The 20,663-nt window shown below is 70.0% G+C and carries 19 protein-coding genes and 1 tRNA gene; 12 read left to right on the top strand and 8 right to left on the bottom strand.

What is annotated here, in order from left to right; translation table 11 throughout:
* Window positions 1-60: 60 nt before the first annotated feature.
* Window positions 61-753: a DUF5324 family protein gene (locus tag ACFWA7_RS08390; protein WP_385541768.1), complete on the bottom strand. Its 693-nt coding sequence runs from the start codon at window positions 751-753 to the stop codon at window positions 61-63.
* A gap of 336 nt (window positions 754-1,089) precedes the next feature.
* Between ACFWA7_RS08390 and ACFWA7_RS08385 the strand changes: the two genes are divergently transcribed.
* Window positions 1,090-1,623: a peptidylprolyl isomerase gene (locus ACFWA7_RS08385; protein ID WP_385541766.1), complete on the top strand. Its 534-nt coding sequence runs from the start codon at window positions 1,090-1,092 to the stop codon at window positions 1,621-1,623.
* Window positions 1,624-1,780: 157 nt separating this feature from the next.
* Window positions 1,781-2,650: a rhomboid family intramembrane serine protease gene (locus tag ACFWA7_RS08380; protein ID WP_385541764.1), complete on the top strand. Its 870-nt coding sequence runs from the start codon at window positions 1,781-1,783 to the stop codon at window positions 2,648-2,650.
* Window positions 2,651-2,939: 289 nt separating this feature from the next.
* Here the strand turns inward: ACFWA7_RS08380 and crgA are convergent, their stop codons facing one another.
* Complete coding sequence (gene crgA, locus ACFWA7_RS08375) at window positions 2,940-3,197, bottom strand: cell division protein CrgA (protein ID WP_385541762.1); 258 nt, start codon at window positions 3,195-3,197, stop codon at window positions 2,940-2,942.
* A gap of 142 nt (window positions 3,198-3,339) precedes the next feature.
* Here crgA and ACFWA7_RS08370 point away from each other — a divergent pair, with 142 nt between their 5' ends.
* From ACFWA7_RS08370 to ACFWA7_RS08345, 6 genes are all read left to right on the top strand, one after another.
* Window positions 3,340-4,128 (top strand): DUF881 domain-containing protein, encoded by a 789-nt coding sequence (locus ACFWA7_RS08370; protein ID WP_385821688.1) that lies wholly within the window; start codon window positions 3,340-3,342, stop codon window positions 4,126-4,128.
* A 34-nt stretch (window positions 4,129-4,162) separates the two neighbouring features.
* Complete coding sequence (locus ACFWA7_RS08365) at window positions 4,163-4,840, top strand: class E sortase (protein ID WP_385821695.1); 678 nt, start codon at window positions 4,163-4,165, stop codon at window positions 4,838-4,840.
* Between the two features lie 67 nt (window positions 4,841-4,907).
* Window positions 4,908-5,084 carry a hypothetical protein gene (locus ACFWA7_RS08360; protein ID WP_385821686.1) on the top strand — a complete coding sequence of 59 codons (177 nt, stop codon included), beginning with the start codon at window positions 4,908-4,910 and terminating at the stop codon, window positions 5,082-5,084.
* On the top strand, window positions 5,081-5,719 hold the full coding sequence (locus tag ACFWA7_RS08355; protein WP_371653664.1) for an aminodeoxychorismate/anthranilate synthase component II: 639 nt from the start codon (window positions 5,081-5,083) through the stop codon (window positions 5,717-5,719). Before ACFWA7_RS08360 ends, ACFWA7_RS08355 begins: the two co-directional genes overlap by 4 nt.
* Entirely contained in the window at window positions 5,716-6,879 is a 1,164-nt protein-coding gene (locus tag ACFWA7_RS08350) for a class E sortase (protein ID WP_385821684.1), read from the top strand. Before ACFWA7_RS08355 ends, ACFWA7_RS08350 begins: the two co-directional genes overlap by 4 nt.
* A gap of 20 nt (window positions 6,880-6,899) precedes the next feature.
* The gene (locus ACFWA7_RS08345) at window positions 6,900-7,634 is read left to right on the top strand and encodes a class E sortase (RefSeq protein ID WP_385541757.1); all 735 of its coding nucleotides are present in this window, start codon (window positions 6,900-6,902) and stop codon (window positions 7,632-7,634) included.
* A 93-nt stretch (window positions 7,635-7,727) separates the two neighbouring features.
* Here the strand turns inward: ACFWA7_RS08345 and pknB are convergent, their stop codons facing one another.
* The 6 genes from pknB to ACFWA7_RS08315 all read right to left on the bottom strand — a co-directional run bounded on the left by pknB (window position 7,728) and on the right by ACFWA7_RS08315 (window position 15,859).
* Window positions 7,728-9,734: a Stk1 family PASTA domain-containing Ser/Thr kinase gene (pknB, locus tag ACFWA7_RS08340; protein WP_385541756.1), complete on the bottom strand. Its 2,007-nt coding sequence runs from the start codon at window positions 9,732-9,734 to the stop codon at window positions 7,728-7,730.
* A gap of 189 nt (window positions 9,735-9,923) precedes the next feature.
* Window positions 9,924-11,378, bottom strand: coding sequence for a peptidoglycan D,D-transpeptidase FtsI family protein (locus ACFWA7_RS08335; RefSeq protein WP_385541754.1), 1,455 nt, complete (start codon window positions 11,376-11,378; stop codon window positions 9,924-9,926).
* Complete coding sequence (locus tag ACFWA7_RS08330; RefSeq protein ID WP_385541752.1) at window positions 11,375-12,790, bottom strand: FtsW/RodA/SpoVE family cell cycle protein; 1,416 nt, start codon at window positions 12,788-12,790, stop codon at window positions 11,375-11,377. Before ACFWA7_RS08330 ends, ACFWA7_RS08335 begins: the two co-directional genes overlap by 4 nt.
* A 26-nt stretch (window positions 12,791-12,816) precedes the next feature.
* The gene (locus ACFWA7_RS08325; RefSeq protein ID WP_385541771.1) at window positions 12,817-14,283 is read right to left on the bottom strand and encodes a Stp1/IreP family PP2C-type Ser/Thr phosphatase; all 1,467 of its coding nucleotides are present in this window, start codon (window positions 14,281-14,283) and stop codon (window positions 12,817-12,819) included.
* Window positions 14,284-14,415: 132 nt separating this feature from the next.
* Window positions 14,416-14,949 carry an FHA domain-containing protein gene (locus ACFWA7_RS08320; protein ID WP_385541750.1) on the bottom strand — a complete coding sequence of 178 codons (534 nt, stop codon included), beginning with the start codon at window positions 14,947-14,949 and terminating at the stop codon, window positions 14,416-14,418.
* Between the two features lie 10 nt (window positions 14,950-14,959).
* Window positions 14,960-15,859: an FhaA domain-containing protein gene (locus ACFWA7_RS08315; RefSeq protein WP_385541748.1), complete on the bottom strand. Its 900-nt coding sequence runs from the start codon at window positions 15,857-15,859 to the stop codon at window positions 14,960-14,962.
* A 378-nt stretch (window positions 15,860-16,237) separates the two neighbouring features.
* On the opposite strand from ACFWA7_RS08315, the gene ACFWA7_RS08310 reads away from it, so the two are divergent.
* The 4 genes from ACFWA7_RS08310 (at window position 16,238) to ACFWA7_RS08295 (ending at window position 20,498) form a co-directional block, all read left to right on the top strand.
* Window positions 16,238-16,320 (top strand) — tRNA-Leu (locus ACFWA7_RS08310).
* 234 nt (window positions 16,321-16,554) lie between these two features.
* Window positions 16,555-18,297 (top strand): sensor histidine kinase, encoded by a 1,743-nt coding sequence (locus tag ACFWA7_RS08305; protein WP_385821682.1) that lies wholly within the window; start codon window positions 16,555-16,557, stop codon window positions 18,295-18,297.
* Window positions 18,298-18,416: 119 nt separating this feature from the next.
* Window positions 18,417-19,067 carry a response regulator gene (locus ACFWA7_RS08300; protein ID WP_385541745.1) on the top strand — a complete coding sequence of 217 codons (651 nt, stop codon included), beginning with the start codon at window positions 18,417-18,419 and terminating at the stop codon, window positions 19,065-19,067.
* 321 nt (window positions 19,068-19,388) lie between these two features.
* Window positions 19,389-20,498, top strand: coding sequence for a hypothetical protein (locus ACFWA7_RS08295; protein ID WP_385541769.1), 1,110 nt, complete (start codon window positions 19,389-19,391; stop codon window positions 20,496-20,498).
* The last annotated feature ends 165 nt before the right edge of the window (window positions 20,499-20,663 follow it).

Genomic DNA, 20,663 nt, shown 5'->3' with positions numbered 1-20,663 from the left:
GCCGTGGACCGATGGTCCACGGCACCCGCCGCTTCGTTACGTACGGCCGGTGGCCCGGGGTCAGTGGCCGCCGCCGCGCTCGTCGCCGTATTCGGCCTCCTCGGCCTCCTTGGCCTGGACCTCCGGGTCGAGGGAGCCGCTGCCGTCGACCGAGCTCAGCGGGGTCCGCTCGGCGACCTCGGTGGGGGCCGGGGGCTCGACCAGCCAGTCCGGGTTGGCCTGCTTGTCCCACCACTTCCACGCGGCGACGGCGCCGCCCGCCAGGATGCCGACGACCAGGAGGCCCTTGGCGACGCGTCCGGCCCGGGCCCGGCGCCGCTGCTTCCTGGCCAGCTTCTCGATCTGGCGCGGGGAGATCTGGCCGCGCAGCGCCGCCAGGGCGGCCGTGGAGCGGGCCATGGCCTCCTCGCGGACCGGCTGGGTGGCGGCGACCGCCTGGCTGACGCGGGGCGCCGTGTAGTCGGCTGCCTGGCGGGCGGCGCGGCGGGAGCGGGCGGCGGCCTCCCGGGCCACCTCGTCGACCTTCGGCGGCACGTGTGGTGCGAGATACGAGTCGTACTGGAGATGCGCCTGGCTGCGGGCCTGCTGGGCGGCCTTGGCCACCTTGGGCGCGAGCCGTACGCGGGTTTCGTGCGCGTAGTGCGCGGCCTGACTCCTGGCCGAGTCGGCGTAGGGCGCCACCACTTCCGCGGCGTGCAGCACGCTCTCCTTCGCCGAGCCGGTCGCGGCGCGCACGCTGTCCATGCGGGTCACGTGATCCTCCTCCTTGGTGGCGGGGTTCAGGGCGGTCCGGTGGGTTGTCGCCGGAATGAGCACAGTGTCGCCTTTCCACCCATCTCGAAATCATGCCTGTCGGACGGGTACCCGGCATGCGAGGAAAGGCATCCGGGTCATGCGGGGCGACTTCGGCCGATGCACGGCACGAGGGCGCGAGGGCGGTGCGAGGGGAGCTCGCGTTCGACGATGTCACGGTTCGCCCCGGGGCGCGCCTGTTCGGCGGGATCGGCGGCACTCGGCGGCGTTTCCTTGCCGCGGGGCCCTCCGTGCGAGGATCGTGGGACGTCAGTGCGGACCAAAGGAAGGCAGACCGTGGCCGAGCAGCTTTACGCCACCCTGAAGACCAACCAAGGGGACATCGAGATCCGGCTCCTGCCGAACCACGCCCCGAAGACGGTCAGGAACTTCGTCGAGCTGGCCAAGGGCGAGCGCGAGTGGACGCACCCGGCGACCGGCAAGCAGTCCACGGACCCGCTCTACGACGGCACGGTCTTCCACCGGGTGATCAGCGGCTTCATGATCCAGGGCGGCGACCCACTGGGCAACGGCACCGGCGGCCCGGGCTACGAGTTCGCCGACGAGTTCCACCCGGAGCTGGGCTTCGACAAGCCGTACCTGCTGGCCATGGCGAACGCAGGGCCGGGCACCAACGGCTCCCAGTTCTTCATCACGGTGTCCCCCACCGCGTGGCTGACCCGTAAGCACACGATCTTCGGCGAGGTCGCCAACGAGGCCGGCAAGAAGGTCGTGGACGCCATCGCGAGCGCCCAGACGAACCCGCGCACCGACCGCCCCGTCCAGGACGTGGTCATCGAGTCGGTCGTCATCGAGTCCCGCGAGGGCTGACCCCGCGCGCCGGACCCGGGGGGCACCGCGAGCCCCCCGAGGAAGCGACACCACCGACGGCACCCGTTCGAGGGGAACCAAACCGCCCCGCTCGTCCGTATGACGTGACGAGCGGGGCGGCGCGGTTGCCGCCCCCACACCGAGTACAAGGAGCCCGATGGACCAGGCGAGCCTGCCGAGCTGCTACCGGCACCCGGGCGTGCAGACGGGCATCACCTGCACCCGCTGCGAGCGCCCGATCTGCCCGGAGTGCATGGTCAGCGCCTCGGTCGGATTCCAGTGCCCGGAGTGCGTCCGCGGCGGCTCGGGCACCGGCCACGCGCCGACGGCCAACCAGCCGCGCACGATGGCGGGCGCCGCGTTCGCACCCGGCGACCCCCATCTGCTCACCAAGGTCCTGATCGGGCTCAACCTCGTCGGCTATCTGCTGCAGCAGGTGATCGGGGACAAGTTCGAGTACGGGTACGAAATGCTGGGGCGGGCCTTCGCGCCCGGGTTCGACTCGCTCCAGGGCGTCGCCGAAGGGCAGTGGTACCGCCTGGTGACGTCGATGTTTTTGCATGGCGGCCCGATGCACATCGCGTTCAACATGCTCAGCCTGTGGCTGATCGGCGGGCCGCTGGAGGCGGCGCTCGGCCGGGTGCGCTATCTGGCGCTCTACTTCGTCTCCGGGCTCGCCGGAAGCGCGCTCACGTACTGGCTCGCCGCCCCGAACTCACCCTCCCTCGGCGCCTCCGGGGCGATCTTCGGGCTGTTCGGCGCCACCGCCGTGCTGATGCGCAAGCTGAACTACGACATGCGGCCGCTGATCGCGCTCCTGGTGATCAACCTGGTGATCACGTTCAACCCCTGGGGCGGGATCGCCTGGCAGGCCCACATCGGCGGCCTGGTGGGCGGCACGGTGATCGCGTACGCCATGGTCCACGCGCCCCGCGAGCGCCGGTCGCTGGTCCAGTGGGGGACGTGCGCGGTGGTCCTGCTGGCCGTTGTGGTCATCGTGATAGCCCGCACCGCCGCGCTCACCTGAACCGGCGGACCCCCAGCTGGGCGGGCACGTGGAGTCGGGCTTTCCCCCAAGGTTGTCCACAGCGCGTGCCGGATCCTGTGCATCCGGTGGGGAACAGCTGTGCCCCTTGTCGCTGACCTGGGTTTTCCCAGGAGAGACAAGGGGCGGGCCGTGGGCCGGTGTGGGAGGGTGCAGTCACACCGGCGTCAACACGGCGGAGGTTATCCACAGATCGTCTGACCTTTTCCCCAGTGTGGATAGCGTTGTGGATAACCCGTGGGCAAGGCTTGACGAGGAGGCTGTGGAGGGGCTATTTCCACTGTGTGGAGACACCGAAGCCGCCGGCGATGAAGCCGAAGCCGACCACGATGTTCCAGTTCCCGAAGGACTGCAGCGGGAGATCGCCCTCGGTCACATAGAAGAGGACGATCCAGGCGAGCCCGATCAGGAAGAACGCCAGCATCACCGGGGCCACCCAGCCCCTGCTGCCCAGCTTGATGGCGGTGGCCTGCTTCGCCGCCGGCGGCGGCGTGAAATCGGCCTTCTTGCGGATACGTGACTTCGGCACGAGGAACACTCCTGTCGATGCGCTGCGTGACCGCGCAGGGAACTGTGGCTGGGCGGCGGCGGAGGGACAACGGGGGATCACTGCTGCCCCCAGGCGTCCGTTAGCGTAGTGCTTCCGTGGCGCCGAAGGAGATAAGGGTACGTTGAGCAATTCCGCCGACTCCCCCGAAGGGCTCCCCGACGAGCCCGCCGGTCCGGGCCGCCGCTTTCGCGCCCGCCCCGTCCGGCTGCTCTCCGCGGCCGTCTTCGCTCTGGCCGGACTCATCTTCGTCACCAGCTTCAACACGGCCAAGGGCACCAACATCCGCACCGACGCCTCGCTGCTGAAGCTCTCCGACCTGATCCAGCAGCGCAGCCGCAAGAACGCCGAGCTCGACCAGTCCACCGCCACCGTCCGCACCGATGTCGACGCCCTCGCCCAGCGCGACAACGGCTCCACCAAGGCGCAGGACCGGCAGCTCGCCGCCCTCAAGGACGCGGCCGGCACCGAGAAGGTCGCCGGCAAGGCGCTCAGCGTCACCCTCAACGACGCCCCGCCCAACGCCACGGCAGCCCCCGGCTACCCCGCCCCGCAGCCCAACGACCTGGTCATCCACCAGCAGGACCTCCAGGCCGTCGTCAACGCGCTGTGGCAGGGCGGCGCCCAGGGCATCCAGGTCATGGACCAGCGGCTCATCTCCACCAGCGCCGTGCGCTGCGTCGGCAACACCCTGATCCTCCAGGGCCGCGTCTACTCGCCCCCGTACAAGATCAGCGCGGTGGGCGATCCCGGGAAGCTGCGCCAGGCGCTCACGGACTCCCGGGCGATCCAGAACTACCAGCTGTATGTGAAGGCGTACGGGCTCGGCTGGAAAGTCGACGAGCACAAGGCGATGACTCTGCCCGGCTACTCGGGCACAGTGGATCTCCACTACGCGAAGCCGGTGGGATAGCGCGGGAGGGGGCGGCCCGGTGCCTGTTGTCTCGGTGCGGCTGGTCGTCAGGACGTTCAGCGAGCTGTGCATCACGGCCGGCGCCCTGATCATCCTCTTCGTCGTATACGTCCTGTACTGGACCGGGGTGAAGGCGGACAGCGCCGCCGACAGCCAGATATCCGACCTGCACCACCAGTGGGCGCGTACCCCCGCCGCGAGCGCGCCCGAGCGGACCGCACCGCCCGCGCCCGGCCCGTACACCGAGGGAAAGCCCTTCGCCGTCATGTACATCCCCAGGCTGGGCAAGGACTGGCACAAGCCGGTGCTCGAAGGGACCGGGGTCAAGGACCTCCAGAAGGGCCTCGGGCACTACGCCACCACCACGCGCCTGGGGCAGCCCGGCAACTTCTCGGTGGCCGGACACCGGCGCACCTACGGCGACCCGTTCAAGGACCTCCCCGAGCTGCGGCCCGGCGACGCTGTGGTGCTCACCGACGGGACGACCTGGTTCACCTACCGCGTCGACAACAAGCCCTACCGGACCGTGCCGCGTGACATAGGGGTCATCGATCCGGTCCCCGCCAAGTCGCCGTTCCGCTCCCCCGGCCGCTATCTGACCCTCACCACCTGCGATCCGGAATGGGGCAGCAGCCACCGGCTGATCGCCTGGGGCCACCTCGACTCCACCTTGTCCGTGGCCAAGGGCAAGCCCCAAGCTTTGACCGGCTGAGCCCCTGTCCGCAGCGCCGACCCTTAGTCTGGTGCGGTAACGATCGTCGGAAGGGACAGCGGACAGCATGTACGGCTGGATCTGGCGGCATCTGCCGGGCAACGCGTGGGTACGGGCGTTCACTTCGTTCGTACTGGTACTGGCGATTGTCTATGTGCTCTTCCAGTACATCTTCCCGTGGGCGGAGCCGCTGCTGCCGTTCAACGATGTCACCGTCGACCAGGGCATGGGAGCGACCCGATGAGCGCACGCGTTCTCGTCGTGGACAACTACGACAGCTTTGTCTTCAACCTGGTCCAGTACCTGTACCAGCTGGGCGCCGAGTGCGAGGTGGTGCGCAACGACGAGGTGTCCCTGGAGCACGCCCAGGACGGCTTCGACGGCGTGCTGCTCTCGCCCGGCCCGGGCGCGCCCGAGCAGGCCGGTGTCTGCATCGACATGGTCCGCCACTGCGCGGCGACCGGGGTGCCGGTCTTCGGCGTCTGCCTGGGCATGCAGTCGATGATGGTCGCGTACGGGGGCGTGGTCGACCGGGCGCCCGAGCTGCTGCACGGCAAGACCTCGCCGGTCCTGCACGAGGGCGCCGGGGTCTTCCAGGGGCTGCCCTCGCCGTTCACCGCGACCCGCTACCACTCGCTGGCCGCCGAGCCCGCCACGCTCCCCGCGGAGCTGGAGGTCACCGCCTGGACGGCCGACGGGATCGTGATGGGGCTGCGCCACCGGGAACTGCCCGTGGAGGGCGTCCAGTTCCACCCCGAGTCCGTCCTGACCGAACACGGCCATCTGATGCTCGCCAACTGGCTGGTGCGGTGCGGGGACACGGGAGCCGTCGAACGGTCGGCAGGCCTGGCCCCGGTGGTGGGCAAGGCCGCGGCGTGACGGCCGTCCGGCCCGAGCACGAGTACGACCCGCTGACGGACCCCCTTCCGGCGGGTGGTCACGGGTCGCCTTGGCTCGGGGCGGACAACATCCCGCAGGACCAGGCTCAGCCCCAGGTCCAGGTCCAGGTCCAGGTCCAACCCCAGGCCCAGGTGCGGGGCGACGCCTACGCGCGCGTGGCGGAAGCGGCGGCTGCGCCCGCGCAGGAGTGGTACGCGGAGCCCGCCGCGGACCCCGGCCCGCCTCTCCCCGAGCCCGGCCCGGTGCCCGAGCCAGGGCCCGGCGTCGTCCCCTTCGACGACGCGACCATGGCGCTCAAGCGAATAGCAGAGACGCCCGCACCCCCCACCGGTGGGCGGGCCGAGCGGCGTCGGGCCGCCAAGGCGCGGGGACACCGCGCCCCGGCCGCGCCCGCGCCCGCCGAGCCCGTGGTGAGCGGCCGTCCGCCGACCCGCGCCGAGGCACGCCGCGCCGCCAAGGCGCGCAAGGACAGCGCGGCCGTGGTGGCCAGCCGGGTCATCGGTGAACTGTTCATCACGCTCGGCGTGATGATGCTGCTGTTCGTCACGTACCAGCTGTGGTGGACCAACATCCGCGCCCATCAGCAGGCGGGCAGCGAGGCGAAGAAGATCACGCACGACTGGGCCAGCGGCAAGAAGGCCCCCGGCGCCTTCGAGCCCGGCAAGGGCTTCGCCATCATGCACATCCCCAAGCTGGACGTGGTCGTCCCCGTCGCCGAGGGCATCAACAAGCACAAGGTCCTCGACAAGGGCATGGTCGGCCACTACGGCCAGGGGAGCCTGAAGACCGCGATGCCGGGCGACAGGACCGGCAACTTCGCGGTCGCCGGGCACCGCAACACGCACGGCGAGCCCTTCCGCTACATCAACCGGCTCAAGCCGGGCGATCTGGTGATCGTGGAGACCCAGCAGGCGTACTACACGTACGCGATCACCAGCACGCTTCCGTCGACCAGCCCGAGGAACGTCTCGGTGCTCAAGCCGGTCCCGGCCGGCTCGGGGTTCACCCGGCCGGGCCGCTACTTGACGCTGACGACCTGCACCCCCGAATTCACGAGTACGTACCGAATGATCGTGTGGGGCAAGATGGTCGACGAACGACCGCGCAGCAAGGGCGTGCCCGACGCGCTCTCCGGCTGACGGAACGACAGACAGGTGCGGTGGCAGTGAGGACCGAGCACGACGACCAGCAGACCGACGCCCCCGTCCCGCCACGACCGCGCCGCCGCGGCGTGGTCGCCGGGGTAGTCAGCGTCATCGGCGAGCTGCTGATCACGGTCGGGCTGGTGCTCGGCCTCTTCGTCGTCTACTCGCTGTGGTGGACCAATGTCATAGCGGACCGCGAGGCGGCCAAGGACGGCAAGGACGTCCGCCGCGACTGGGCGAACACCGGCCCCGGCGCCCTCGACACCAAGGGCGGCATCGGCTTCCTGCACGTCCCCGCCATGAAGAACGGCGAGGTGCTGGTCAAGCGGGGCACCGACACCAAGGTGCTCAACGGCGGCGTCGCGGGCTACTACACCGACCCGCTGAAGGCGGCCCTGCCCGAGAGCGGCACCAAGGGCAACTTCACGCTGGCCGCGCACCGCGACGGCCACGGCGCGAAGTTCCACAACATCGACAGGATAAGGACCGGCGACCCGATCGTCTTCGAGACGAAGGGCACCTGGTACGTCTACAAGGCGTTCGCGGAGCTCAAGGAGACGTCGAAGTACAACGTCGACGTCCTCAAGCCGGTGCCGGAGGAGTCCGGCGCCAAGAAGCCGGGCCACTACATCACGCTGACGACGTGCACGCCCGTCTACACCTCCGACTACCGCTACATCGTGTGGGGCGAGCTGGTGCGCACCCAGAAGGTCGACGAGAAGCGCACCAAGCCCGTGGAACTGCGCTAGCAGCCCCTGCACGGCCTCCGCGTACACGGCGTACGTACGGGAAAGCCCCGGCCCTCCTGTGAAGGGGACCGGGGCTTCGCGCTGTGCTGCCGGTCAGCCGCCGGACGGGCCGCCGAACGGGAAGTTCCCGCCGCCGTCCTGGCCCTGGTTCCCGCCGCCGCCGATCGTCGTCAGGACGATCGCCGTGGTGGCCGGGTCGGACGGGGTGTTGGCCGGCGGGGTCTGCGTGGTGACCCGGGCCTTCTCGTCGCTGGAGCTTCCCGGCGCGAACTGGATGTTGCTGAATCCGGCCGCGTTGAGCTTCTCGGTGGCCTGCTTGACGGTCAGTCCGAACACGCTGGGCACCGGGACCGGCACGGGGGTCTGCGGGCCCTTGGAGACCTTCAGGACGATCTGGACGTCCTTGGTCTGGTTGGTGTTGCCCTTGGGCGTCTGGTCGACGACCTGGTTCGCGGGCTTGTTCGAGTCGACGTCCTGGCGGGACACGTTGACGTATCCGAGCGTGCTGAGCTGCGCCACCGCCGCGGTGTAGTCGGTGCCCGTGACGTCGGGGAGCTTGGACGTCTTCTTCTTGGCGATGGTGAGGGTGACCTCGGAGCCCTTCTCGGCCTGGGCGCCGCCCTTGGGGTCCTGGCTGACGACCGTGCCCTCTTCCTGCTCGGACTCGACCGTGGTCGTCTTGAAGGCGAAGCCCTTCTCCTGGAGGAGCTGGATCGCGCTGTCCTTCTTCTTCTCCGTGACGTCCGGCACCTCGACCTTGGGCGCGCCGGTCGAGACGACGACCGAGACGGCGTCGCCCTTGTTCAGCTTGCCGCTGGTCGGGCTCTGGCTGCAGACGCTGCCCTTGGGCTGGTCGGCGCAGGGCTCCGTCTTGGACACGGTCAGCTTGAGGCCGACGTTCGCCGTCAGGGTCTCGGCGGACTTCTGGGTCTCGCCGACCAGCTGCGGCACCGGCACCTGGCCGCTGTCGCCGCCCCCGCCGAAGACCGACTTGCCGATCAGGATGGCGCCGACGAGCACCAGCACACCAGCGAGCACCAGCAGGATCGTCGAGGTGTGCGACTTCTTCTGGCGGCGGCGGGCGGGGCGGTCGTCGTAGCCGTAGTTGCCGTCGTCCGGGTTGACCGGGGGCAGCATGGACGTCTGGCCCGCCGCGTCCGTGGGGCGCAGCGCGGTCGTCGGCTGGTCCTGGGGGCCCGAGGTGTAGGCGTCGTAGCCGCCGTAGCCGGCCGCGCCCATGGCGGCGGTCGCGGCGACCGGCTGGCCGTCCAGGCAGGCCTCGATGTCGGCGCGCATCTCATCGGCCGACTGGTAGCGGTAGTCCGGGTCCTTGACCAGCGCCTTCAGGACGATGGCGTCCATCTCGGGGGTGATCTCGGGGTCGAAGTTGCTCGGCGGCTGCGGCTCTTCCCGTACGTGCTGATAGGCGACCGCGACCGGCGAGTCGCCGACGAACGGCGGCCGGACGGTCAGCAGCTCGTAGAGGAGGCAGCCCGTCGAATACAGGTCGGAGCGGGCGTCGACCTGCTCGCCCTTGGCCTGCTCCGGGGAGAGGTACTGGGCGGTGCCGATGACGGCCGCGGTCTGCGTCATCGTCATGCCGGAGTCGCCCATGGCGCGCGCGATGCCGAAGTCCATGACCTTGACCTGGCCGGTGCGCGTCAGCATGACGTTGGCCGGCTTGATGTCGCGGTGGACGATGCCGGCGCGGTGGGAGTACTCCAGGGCCTGGAGGATGCCGACCGTCATCTCCAGCGTGCGCTCGGGCAGCAGCTTGCGTCCGGAGTGAAGCAGCTCACGCAGGGTGGATCCGTCGACGTACTCCATCACGATGTACGGGATGGAGATGTTGTCGACGTAGTCCTCGCCGGTGTCGTAGACCGCGACGATCGCCGGGTGGTTGAGCGAGGCGGCGGACTGGGCCTCACGGCGGAACCGGGCCTGGAAGGACGGGTCGCGGGCGAGGTCGGCCCGCAGCGTCTTCACAGCGACGGTGCGGCCGAGCCGGGTGTCGTGCGCGAGGTAGACCTCCGCCATGCCACCACGGCCGAGCACCTGGCCCAGCTCGTACCGGCCGCCGAGGCGACGCGGCTCTTCCATAACGTTCCAGCCCTCTCCGTCAGTCCCGACCGCACCCGTGTGTGTGGTCCGGCGGTGTGCTGTTCGCGCATACGCTACCGGGCACCGGTAGTGGATCTGTCCGTGACCGTCAGCTGATACCGGACCGGTACAGGGCGCGAGAGACGTTTCACGTGAAACGAGGACTGTTTCACGTGAAACGTCCCGGGGTTACTTCTTGAGCACTGCCTTCATCACAGCCTTGGCGATGGGGGCGGCCAGACCGCCGCCGGAGATGTCGTCGCGGTTGGCGTCGCCGTCCTCGACGACCACGGCGACCGCGACCGGGGAGCCCTGGTCGGTCTTGGCGTACGAGATGAACCAGGCGTACGGCTTCTCGCTGTTGTTGAGGCCGTGCTGGGCGGTACCGGTCTTGCCGCCGACGGTGACGCCGTCGATGGCGCCCCTCTTGCCCGTACCGTCCGTGACGACGTTCTCCATCAGCGCCTGGACCTTCTGGGCGTTGGCCGCCGACAGCGGCTGGCTCATCTTCTCCGGCTGCGTCTTGGAGAGGACGTCGAGGTTGGGTGCCTGGAGCTGGTCGACCATGTACGGCTTCATCAGCTTGCCGTCGTTGGCGACGGCGGCGGCCACCATGGCCATCTGGAGCGGGGTGGCGCGGTTGGAGGCCTGGCCGATGCCGGCCATCGCGTTCTGCGGCCGGTTGTCCTTGGGGTAGACGCTGGCGTCGGCCCGGACGGGGGTGAAGACCTCGTCGTTGAAGCCGAACTTGTTGGCCTCGTCGATCATCTTCTTGTTGCCGAGGTCATCGCTGATCTTGCCGAAGACGGTGTTGCAGGACCACTGGAGTGCCACCTTGAGGTTGGCGTTCTCGCAGGGGATGTTGCCCTCGTTCTTCAGGGGGGTCGTCGACTGCGGCAGCTGGTACGGCACCGGTGAGCGGGTCGGCTCGTCGATGCTGGAGTACAGCCCGTTCTCCAGCGCCGCGGAGGCGGTGACCACCTTGAACGTGGAGCCGGGCGGGTAGGTCTCGCGCAGCGCCCGGTTCAGCATGGGCTTGTCTTTGTCGGTGAGCAGCTTCTGGCGGGCCTCGGAGTCGGCCTTGGAGTTGCCCGCGAACACCGACGGGTCGTACGACGGCGTCGAGGCCAGCGCCAGGATCGCGCCGGTGCGCGGGTCGATCGCGGCGACGGCGCCCTTCTTGTCGCCGAGCCCCTCGAAGGCGGCCTTCTGGGCCGCGCTGTTGAGGGTGGTGACGACGTTGCCGCCCTGCTTCTTCTCACCGGTGAACATCGACAGGGTGCGGTCGAAGAAGAGCCGGTCGTCGTTGCCGGAGAGGATCTTGTCCTCGATGTTCTCCAGCTGCGAGGAGTCGAAGGCCTGCGAGTTGAAGCCGGTCACCGGCGACCAGAGGGTGCCGTTGTTCCAGGTCCGCTTGAACTTGAAGTCGCTGCCCGAGGTCTCCTTGGAGGAGGTCATCGGCTGGCCGTCGGCCGTGATGATGTTGCCGCGCTCGTGGGCGAACCGCTCGATCTGGACCCGGCGGTTGTACTTGTGCGCGTTCAGCTCGTCGGCGCGCACGTACTGGAGCCAGTTGTCGCGGATCATCAGGGCCATGATCAGCAGCCCGCAGAAGATCGCGATCCGTCGCAGGGGCTTGTTCACGGTCGGACCACCTGGGTCATCTCGGCGTCGGGGGACGGGGCAGGGGCGGGCGCCGGGCGGCGCGCGGTGTCACTGATCCGGATGAGGATGCCGATCAGCGCCCAGTTGGCGATGACCGAGGAGCCGCCCTGCGCGAGGAACGGCATGGTCATACCGGTCAGCGGAATGAGACCCATGACACCGCCGGCGACCACGAAGACCTGGAGCGCGAACGCGCCCGAGAGGCCGATGGCCAGCAGCTTGCCGAACGGGTCACGGGCGGCGAGCGCGGTGCGCACGCCCCGCTCCACGATCAGGCCGTAGATCAGCAGGATCGCCATCATCCCGGCCAGGCCCAGCTCCTCGCCGACGGTGGAGAGGATGAAGTCGGCGTTGGCGGCGAAGCCGATCAGGTCGGAGTTGCCCTGGCCCAGGCCCGTACCGAGCGTGCCGCCCGAGCCGAACGACATGATCGCCTGGCCGATCTGCTCGCAGGCGCCCGTGGTCTTGTAGCAGCCGAAGGGGTCCAGCCAGGCGTCCACGCGCAGCTTCACGTGGGGCTCGAAGGACGCCACCGCGACCGCGCCGCCCGCCGACATCAGCAGACCGAACACGATCCAGCTGGTCCGCTCGGTCGCCACGTACAGCATGATGACGAACAGGCCGAAGAAGAGCAGTGAGGTACCGAGGTCGGTCTCGAAGACCAGGATCAGGATCGAGACGCCCCACACCACGAGGATCGGCCCGAGGTCGCGGCCGCGCGGCAGGTACATGCCCATGAATCGGCGGCTGGCGAGCGCCAGCGCGTCCCGTTTGACCATCAGGTAGCCGGAGAAGAACACCGCGATGATGATCTTCGCGAACTCGCCGGGCTGGATGGTTCCCAGACCGGGGATGGAGATCCAGATCTTGGCGCCGTTCACCGCGGGGAAGAACATCGGCAGGATCAGCAGGAACAGCGCGCCCGCCATCGAGATGTACGTGTAGCGCTGGAGGATCCGGTGGTCCTTCAGCAGCATCAGCACAGCGATGAACAGCGCCACACCGATCGCCGTGTACAGCAGCTGCTTCGGGGCGTCCGCGTGGAAGGCGCCGAAGTTGGTCTTGGCCCGCTGGATCAGGCGCGGCGACTGGTCCAGGCGCCAGATCAGCACCAGGCCCAGGCCGTTGAGCAGCGTCGCCAGCGGCAGCAGCAGCGGATCCGCGTACGGGGCGAACTTGCGCACCACGAGGTGGCTGACGCCCGCGAGCAGCCCGAGGCCCAGACCGTAACCGAGCATGCCGGAAGGCAGCTTGCCGGTCATGGCCAGGCCCACGTTGGCGTACGCGAACACCGGGATGGCGACAGCGAAGACGAGCAGCGCGAGCTCGGTGTTGCGACGGCTCGGTGCGTCGATCGCGCCGATGGTGGTCGTGTTGGTGACAACGCTCATGGTGTGGAAAGGCCCCCTACGGCTGCCTACTGCTTACCGCACTGCGGGACCAGCTTCTGCTCTTCCTCCGAGAGGCTGGGGCCGGGCGTGGGAGTGGCGGTGGTCTTGGTGGAACCGGGCTTGCCGGACGGCGACGGTGATGTCGTCGTACCGGTCTTCGGCGGGTTCTGGCTCTCGGCGGCGCGCCGCTGCTCGTCCTTCTTGCACGCCGACGCCTGCGTGGACAGTTCGGTGATCTTGGCCTGGGCCTTGGAGAGGCTGCTCTCGGCGATCGTCGCCTCGACCTGCTTGCGCTGGTACGGCGGCAGGTACTTGAGTTCGACCTCGGGGTGGTCGGTCTCCACCTTCGACAGCTTCACCCAGGCCAGGTCCTGGCTGATGCCCTGGTAGAGCGCGACGTGCTCGTCCTTGGTGCCGACGAAGTACTGGGTCTGCGTCCAGCGGTAGCCGCCGTACAGCCCGCCGCCGAGCACGGCCAGGGCGAGCACGATGTAGGCGGATCTCTTCAGCCACCTGCCGCGCCGCGGCTTGACGAAGTCCTCGTCCGAGTAGGCGCCGAAGGTGCCCTCGGGCGGGGCGCCGTAGCCGGAGTCCTCACCGCTGCCGGGCGGGCCGAAGCCCCCCTGCGGCGGGGTGGCACGGCCCAGGCCGGAGGCGCGGCCCGCCGGGGTCTGCATCGCCCCGTCGTCGTTGAGCTGCAGCTGGTTCTCGGCGACCGCGCCCACGATCACCGGAATGTCGCTGAGCTGCCCGGCCAGCGTGTCGCCGGAGTCGACGTCCAGGACGTCCGCCACGATCACCGTGATGTTGTCCGGGCCGCCGCCGCGCAGCGCGAGCTGGATCAGCTCCTGCACCGTCTCCTGCGGGCCCTGGTAGCTCGCGAGGGTGTCCTCCATCGTCTGGTGGGACACCACCCCCGACAGGCCGTCGGAGCAGATCAGATAGCGGTCGCCCGCCCGCACCTCGCGGATCGACAGGTCCGGCTCGACGTGGTCGCCGCTGCCGAGCGCGCGCATCAGCAGCGAGCGCTGCGGATGCGTCGTCGCTTCCTCCTCGGTGATGCGGCCCTCGTCCACGAGCCGCTGCACCCAGGTGTGGTCCTGCGTGATCTGGGTGAGCACGCCGTCGCGCAGCAGATACGCGCGCGAGTCGCCCACGTGCACAAGGCCGAGGCGCTGGCCCGTCCACAGCAGAGCGGTGAGCGTGGTGCCCATCCCCTCCAGCTGGGGGTCCTCCTCGACCATCAGGCGCAGCTGGTCGTTGGCGCGCTGCACCGCCGTACCGAGCGAGGTCAGGATGTCGGAGCCGGGCACGTCGTCGTCGAGCGTGACCAGGGTGGAGATCACCTCGGAGGAGGCGACCTCACCGGCGGCCTGGCCGCCCATGCCGTCGGCGATGGCGAGGAGACGGGGACCCGCGTAACCGGAGTCCTCGTTGCCCTCGCGGATCATGCCCTTGTGGGATCCGGCGGCGAAGCGCAGGGAGAGACTCATACCCACCTCGCCCGTCGGCTCGGGGTACAGCCGGTCATGTCGAGCCACACTGCCCACCCTCCGGTCGGGAGCCCGTCCCGGTCCGTCGTCCGGACCGCCGCGGCTCGCTCGCTCCGCTCGCTCATTGTCGTACTACTTCCGCAGCTCGATGACGGTCTTGCCGATGCGGATCGGCGCGCCCAGCGGAATCGGGGTCGGGGTGGTGAGCCGCGTCCGGTCCAGGTAGGTGCCGTTGGTGGAACCCAGATCCTCGACGATCCAGTTGCCGTCGCGGTCCGGGTAGATCCTGGCATGCCGGCTCGATGCGTAGTCGTCGTCCAGGACGATCGTCGAGTCGTGCGCCCGGCCCAGCGTGACGGTCTGGCCCTGCAGCGCCACCGTCGTGCCGGTGAGGGTGCCCTCGGACACCACCAGCTTGGTGGGCGCGCCCCGGCGCTGGCGGCCGCCGGACGGGGCCTGCTGGCCACGCTGCTGCGGCGGCGCGGCAGCGGCGGCGGCCTGCCGGCCGGTCTGCTGGCGGCCCGAGTCGCCACCCCGGCGCGAACCGCGCTGGGTGACCCGGGTGCCGAACAGGTCACTGCGAATGACCTGAACGGCCACGATGACGAACAGCCACAGTACGGCGAGGAAACCCAACCGCATGACCGTGAGGGTCAGCTCTGACATTGCCCCCGCTTCACCCTTCGGCTTGCCGGTAAACGATGGTGGTGCTGCCCACGACGATCCGCGAGCCGTCGCGGAGCGTAGCGCGGGTGGTGTGCTGCCCGTCCACCACGATGCCGTTGGTGGACCCGAGATCCTGGATCGTCGAGGGCGTTCCGGTCCGGATCTCACAGTGCCGGCGCGAGACGCCGGGGTCGTCGATCCGCACATCGGCGTCGGTGCTGCGACCCAGCACCAGCGTCGGGCGGGAGATCTGGTGGCGGGTGCCGTTGATCTCGATCCAGCGCCGCACCTGGGAGCCCGGCATGGGGCCGGGAGCCGTCGGGCGGCGGTCCGCGCCGGGGCGGCCGGGGCCGCCGTTCCCGCCGGGGGGCGGGGGGGCGGCGGGCATCGGCGGTGCCGCGGCGGGCGGATAGCCGTAGCCGCCGCGGCCCTGGGGGGACTGCGGCGATGCGGCGGGAGCGGGACGGGCCGGACCCGCAGGCCTGCCGTGCCGCTCCTGCTGCTCCTGCTGGTTGTGCTGGTCCTGCTGGTCGGTGCTGGAGGCGAGCGTACGGCTGCGCACCCGGTACAGGCCGGTGTCGAGATCGTCGGCCTTCTCCAGATGGACCTTGATCGGCCCCATGAACGTGTACCGCTGCTGCTTGGCGTAGTCGCGGACCAGGCCGGACAGTTCGTCGCCCAGCTGGCCCGAGTACGGGCTCAGGCGCTCGAAGTCGGGCGCGCTGAGCTCGACGATGAAGTCGTTGGGGACGACGGTCCGCTCGCGGTTCCAGATCGTCGCGTTGTTGTCGCACTCGCGCTGGAGGGCGCCTGCGATCTCGACGGGCTGGACCTCGGACTTGAAGACCTTCGCGAAGGTGCCGTTGACCAGGCCTTCGAGACGCTGCTCGAAACGCTTCAGGACTCCCATGGGGCACCTCCTCCGTCGATGTCGTCCTGGTACTGCTTACTGATCGTATCCACGCGTCGGGAAATCGGCTGGTTCCCCTTCTGTGACCGGTGGACGAGTGTCACCTCTCACACGGATCGTAGAGGTGGCCTCCTGACAGTGTCCCGCACCCGGGGTGCACCGTGGAGGAGTGGGTGGAGTCCCTCCTCGTTCCCATCGGGCCCCTGTGAGGTTTCTGTGGGTCTCCGAACCGTCGCTGTACGTCGTCCTTCCTCCCCTCTCCTGCCCCCCATGGGCAGCGGAAACAACGGATGTGAATCCACCCTGTCCAGCGTGCTAATCTTCTCGACGTCGCCAGGCAAGCGCACCGAAAAGGTGCGAAGGCCTCGGACACCACTCGGGCGAGTGGCGGAACGGCAGACGCGCTGGCTTCAGGTGCCAGTGTCCTTCGGGACGTGGGGGTTCAAATCCCCCCTCGCCCACAGAACGGAAGCCCCGCAGGTCAAACGACCGGCGGGGCTTTCGCGTTCCCGGATGCGCGGGAGAACTCGGCGGACCCTCTCGTACAAGATGTCCGTCATACGAGCCTGCCGAGCGCACCCGCCGCCGACCCGGCCAGACCCGGCCGCCGACCCCGCCCCAAGGAGACTTTCGTCTCGGCGGGGCGCGACGAAAGAGAGCCGTCCGGCGCCCGGACCGCTGCCTAGGGTGCGGACGTGGATGTGTCATCGAAGATCCAGGACGCCCGCCGCCGGCTGGCGGGACCGGAGCCCTGGTCCCGCCGCCGGACCTTCGGCGAGTCGGCCCTCGCCCTCCTGCTGGCCCTGGCCGCCGCAGGCGCGGGCCGGCTGGCCGACGGCGGCCTGGTGGTGCCCGCCCTGGTGGCCGCCGCCGTCCTAGTCCTGACGCCGCTGCGCCGCAGGTTCCCCGCGAGCGTGCTCATCGCCACGGCCGCGCTCAGCGGGGCCAGCGCGGGCGCCACCTTGCTGCTGCTCGTGGTGGCCTGCTCGGCGGGGCGGCGCATCGCCGGGGCGGGACGGGCCCTGGGCGCCTTCTGCGCCGCGTTCGCCGGATATCTGGCCGGCATCGCGCTCACCGAGTCCGGCGAGCAGCCGCTGTTCGTCGTCGCCCTGTTCGCGACGCTCTTCTTCATGGTGATCGCCGTGGTGCCGGGCCTCGCCAGCCGCTACTGGTACCAGCGCCGCACCCTGCTGCAGACCATGCAGGAGCGCAACGCGCAGCTGCTGCGCGAGCGCGCGATGGTCGCTGGACAGGCACGGCTGCGCGAGCGTCAGCGCATCGCCCAGGACATGCACGACAGCCTCGGCCACCAACTGGCGCTGATCTCCGTGCACACCGGTGCCCTTGAGGTCGACCCGGCGCTGACGGGCCGCCAGCGCGAGGCCGTCGGGGTGCTGCGGGAGGCCTCGGTCGCCGCCATGCACGAACTGCGCGCGGTCGTCGGCATCCTGCGCGACGGCGTCGAGGCACCGGACCACCACACGGACGAGGCACAGCGCGCCGCCCGCGGCACGGCAGGCGTCGAGCTCCTGGTGGCGGCCGCCCGGGCGGCGGGCACGACGGTGGAGCTGCGCGAGACGGGGGAGCCCCGGCAGCTGGCGCCCGCGTCCGACCACGCGGCGTACCGCATCGTCCAGGAGGCGCTGACCAACGCGTACAAGCACGCGCCCGGCGCCCCCATCGGCGTGGAACTGCGCTACGAGCCCGACTCGCTCGTCGTCGAGGTCGTCAACGGGCCGGTGGCCGGGCCCCCGCCGGACGAAGTGGTCAGCGGTGGCCAGGGCCTGACCGGGCTGCACGAACGGGCCCGGCTGGTCGGCGGCATGGTCCACACGGGGCGGACCGGCGAGGGGGGCTTCCGGGTGGCCGGGGTGCTCCCCTACGGGGCGGCGGAGGCGACGACCTTCGTCGATACGGCGGACGACTTCCGGCAGCATCCGGGCGCACTCCCGCTCGGCGACGGTGGTCCGGCCGGCGCGACGTGGACCGGCCGGCAGCAGGCCGGCCGGCACGTCGGCTGGAACGTCGACCTGAACGTCGCGGAGAAGGAGTTGGCCATGAGCAGCAGGGACAGGGCCGGTGGCGTCGCCCTGGGGTGCGGGATCGCCTTCGCGGCGGTGGTGCTGCTCGCGGTGGCCGCGGGCGTCGGGCTGTTCTTCCTCGCCGGGTCCGCGGACAAGGCGATGATCGACCCCGCCGAGTACAAGGACATCAAGGTCGGCAGCGCCGAGCAGGACGTACGCGACCGGCTGCCCGGCGGCGACACGTTCCTGACGAAGGGGCTGCCCGGCAAGGGCCCTGCCGAGCCCGCCGGTTCGAGCTGCCTGGTACTGATGTCGTCCGAGTTCGGCGACAACGCCAGGACCGAGCCCGTTTTCCGGTTCTGCTTCAAGGACGGCAAGCTGATCGAGAAGAAGTCGTACGAGGTCGAGCGATAGCTCGTCGTACGAGGTCGAGTGGTAGCGCGGTGGCGGCGGGAGCACGTCGGCGCGGCGCGAGGACAGGAGCAGGCGTGACGGGTCCAGGCGGTCCACTCGGTCCGGGGGGCGCACACGGTGTGCGGATCAAGGTGGTGATCGCGGACGACGAGCCGCTGATCAGGGCGGGGATCAGGATGATCCTCACGTCGGACCCGGCCATCGAGGTCGCGGCCGAGGCGGCGAACGGCCGGGAGGCCATCGAGGCGGTACGGGCGCACGGCGCCGACGTGGTGCTGCTCGACATCCAGATGCCGGTGATGGACGGTCTGACCGCGCTGGCCGAGCTGCGCAGGAGCACCCCGGCGGCCCGAGTGATCATCCTCACGACGTTCGGCGAGCGGGAGAACGTGCTGCGCGCGCTGGAGTACGGGGGCGCGGGATTCCTGCTGAAGGACACCGCCCCGGCCGAGCTGATCGCTGCGGTACGGGCGGCGGCGGCCGGGGACGCCTATCTGTCGCCCGGTGCGACCCGGCACGTCGTGGACCAGCTGGCCACGGGGCGCGCGGCGGCCCGGGGCGAGGAGGCGCGGCGCCGGGTGGAGGTGCTGTCCGCGCGGGAGCGGGACGTACTGGCGCTGCTCGGGGAGGGTCTGTCCAACGCGGACGCCGGGAAGCGGCTCCATATGAGCGAGGCCACGGTGAAGACGTATGTGAGCCGCATCCTGGCGAAGCTGGAGTGCGAGAACAGGGTGCAGGCGGCGCTGTTGGCGCGGGATGCGGGGATGTAGGCGGGGCGATGGGGTGGGGGCGATGGGGAGGCGTGGGGTGGGGTTGGAGGCTCAGCGTCTGAGGAGCTTGTTTCACGTGAAACACCGGGCGCGGCGCGCTGCGGTTTCCGGGTGCGCTGATCTAACGCGCTGATCTAACGCGCTGGCCTGACGCCCCTGGCCTGACGCTCTGATCTGGGCGTTCGCCATCTCAAAAAAGTGGTTGTAGAGTACAACGTATCGAGTGAGTTGTATAAGCCAACCATTGGAGTTGTGGTGTCCTCCGGTACCGCTCCCAGCCCTCTGCGCCATGTGCTCAGCCATCTCCTCACCCCGCTGCTGATGTGCGTCGGGATGGGCCTCGCGTATCTGGGGGCCTTCCACAACCCGCAGCCGCACGACCTGCGGGTCGACATCGTCGGCTCTGGCCCCAGCGCGCAGGTGCTTGCCCAGACCCTCCAGGACAAGGGCGCGGGCGCGCTCGACGTCCGTACCGTCCCCGACCGCGCCACCGCCGTCGACAGCCTGGAGCAGCAGCACGTGTACGGCGCCTACATCCCCGGCGCCAAGCCCGAACTGCTCGTCGCCTCCGCCTCCTCCGACACCAGCGCCACCGCCGTCGAGAAGGTCTTCACCAAGGTGGCGGCGGCTCAGGACGCCCCCCTCAAGGTGACCGACGTGACGGACCTCGCCAAGGGCGACCCGACCGGCCAGGGCATCTTCTTCCTGCTCGTCGCGCTGAGCATCGGCTCCTACGCGTCCGTCGCGGTGATCGGCGGCGCCGGTGCGGTACTGCCGCTGCGGATCAGGGCGCTGCTGGCGCTGGGCATGTCGGTCCTGGTCAGCGGCATCGGCGCGGTCTTCGCGGGCCCGATGTTCCACCTCGTCGACACCGGACTCGGCGGCGTCTGGGGCATGGCGTGGCTGTACTCGGCCGGGATCCTGCTGATCGGCGTCGGGCTGCACACCTTCCTCAAGAGGTGGACGACGCTCGGCGTGATGGTCCTCTTCGTGATGCTCAACTTCACCAGCTCGGGCGGCATCTTCCGGCCCGAACTCCAGCCCGGCTTCTTCAGCGCCCTGCACGCCTTCTGGAACGGCGCCGGGTTCGTCGAGGGTGCCCGCAGCCACGTGTACTTCGCGGGCAACGGCCTCGGCGGCCACATGCTCGTCCTGGTGCTCTGGCTCCTGGCGGGCGTCGCTCTGATGGGTATCGCGGCGCTGGCCGAGCGGGGGCGGGGGGTAGCGGCTCCGGGGGTGAGTGCCGGTGCGGGTGTGGGAGCCGGTCCGGCGGCTGGTGCGGGTGCGGCCGCTGTGGGCGGTGCGGACGCCGGTACGGGCTCCGGTGCGGACGCCGGTACGGGCTCCGGTACGGGAGTCGGTGCCGGAGGCGAAGGCCGGGACGGAGAAGAGGAGCTGGAGGAGGAGCTGGAGGAAGCGGTCGGCGTCTGACCGCGATCGTCTGCCTGACTTCGACTGTCCCCCTGTGGATAACTCCCGGCGGCGGCCTGCCCGATGGCCACCGCCGGGAGTTATCCACAGGGGGAGACGGCTGTCGGCCGCCGCCGGTACCGTCATGGCATTCGAGCTGTTGATGTTGAACGAGCACGGGGGAGG

Source organism: Streptomyces sp. NPDC059994, assembly GCF_042737755.1.
GTDB lineage: Bacteria > Actinomycetota > Actinomycetes > Streptomycetales > Streptomycetaceae > Streptomyces.
Note: the sequence above shows the minus strand (reverse complement) of the source record. Positions and strands in the feature narration are given on the sequence as shown.

Coding starts and splice junctions, on each gene's coding strand:
- ACFWA7_RS08295 (WP_385541769.1), top strand. CDS start 19,389: ATGTGCGTCGGGATGGGCCTCGCGTATCTGGGGGCCTTCCACAACCCG.
- ACFWA7_RS08330 (WP_385541752.1), bottom strand. CDS start 12,790: ATGAGCGTTGTCACCAACACGACCACCATCGGCGCGATCGACGCACCG.
- ACFWA7_RS08360 (WP_385821686.1), top strand. CDS start 4,908: ATGTACGGCTGGATCTGGCGGCATCTGCCGGGCAACGCGTGGGTACGG.
- ACFWA7_RS08315 (WP_385541748.1), bottom strand. CDS start 15,859: ATGGGAGTCCTGAAGCGTTTCGAGCAGCGTCTCGAAGGCCTGGTCAAC.
- ACFWA7_RS08355 (WP_371653664.1), top strand. CDS start 5,081: ATGAGCGCACGCGTTCTCGTCGTGGACAACTACGACAGCTTTGTCTTC.
- ACFWA7_RS08380 (WP_385541764.1), top strand. CDS start 1,781: ATGGACCAGGCGAGCCTGCCGAGCTGCTACCGGCACCCGGGCGTGCAG.
- ACFWA7_RS08320 (WP_385541750.1), bottom strand. CDS start 14,949: ATGTCAGAGCTGACCCTCACGGTCATGCGGTTGGGTTTCCTCGCCGTA.
- pknB (WP_385541756.1), bottom strand. CDS start 9,734: ATGGAAGAGCCGCGTCGCCTCGGCGGCCGGTACGAGCTGGGCCAGGTG.
- ACFWA7_RS08325 (WP_385541771.1), bottom strand. CDS start 14,283: ATGAGTCTCTCCCTGCGCTTCGCCGCCGGATCCCACAAGGGCATGATC.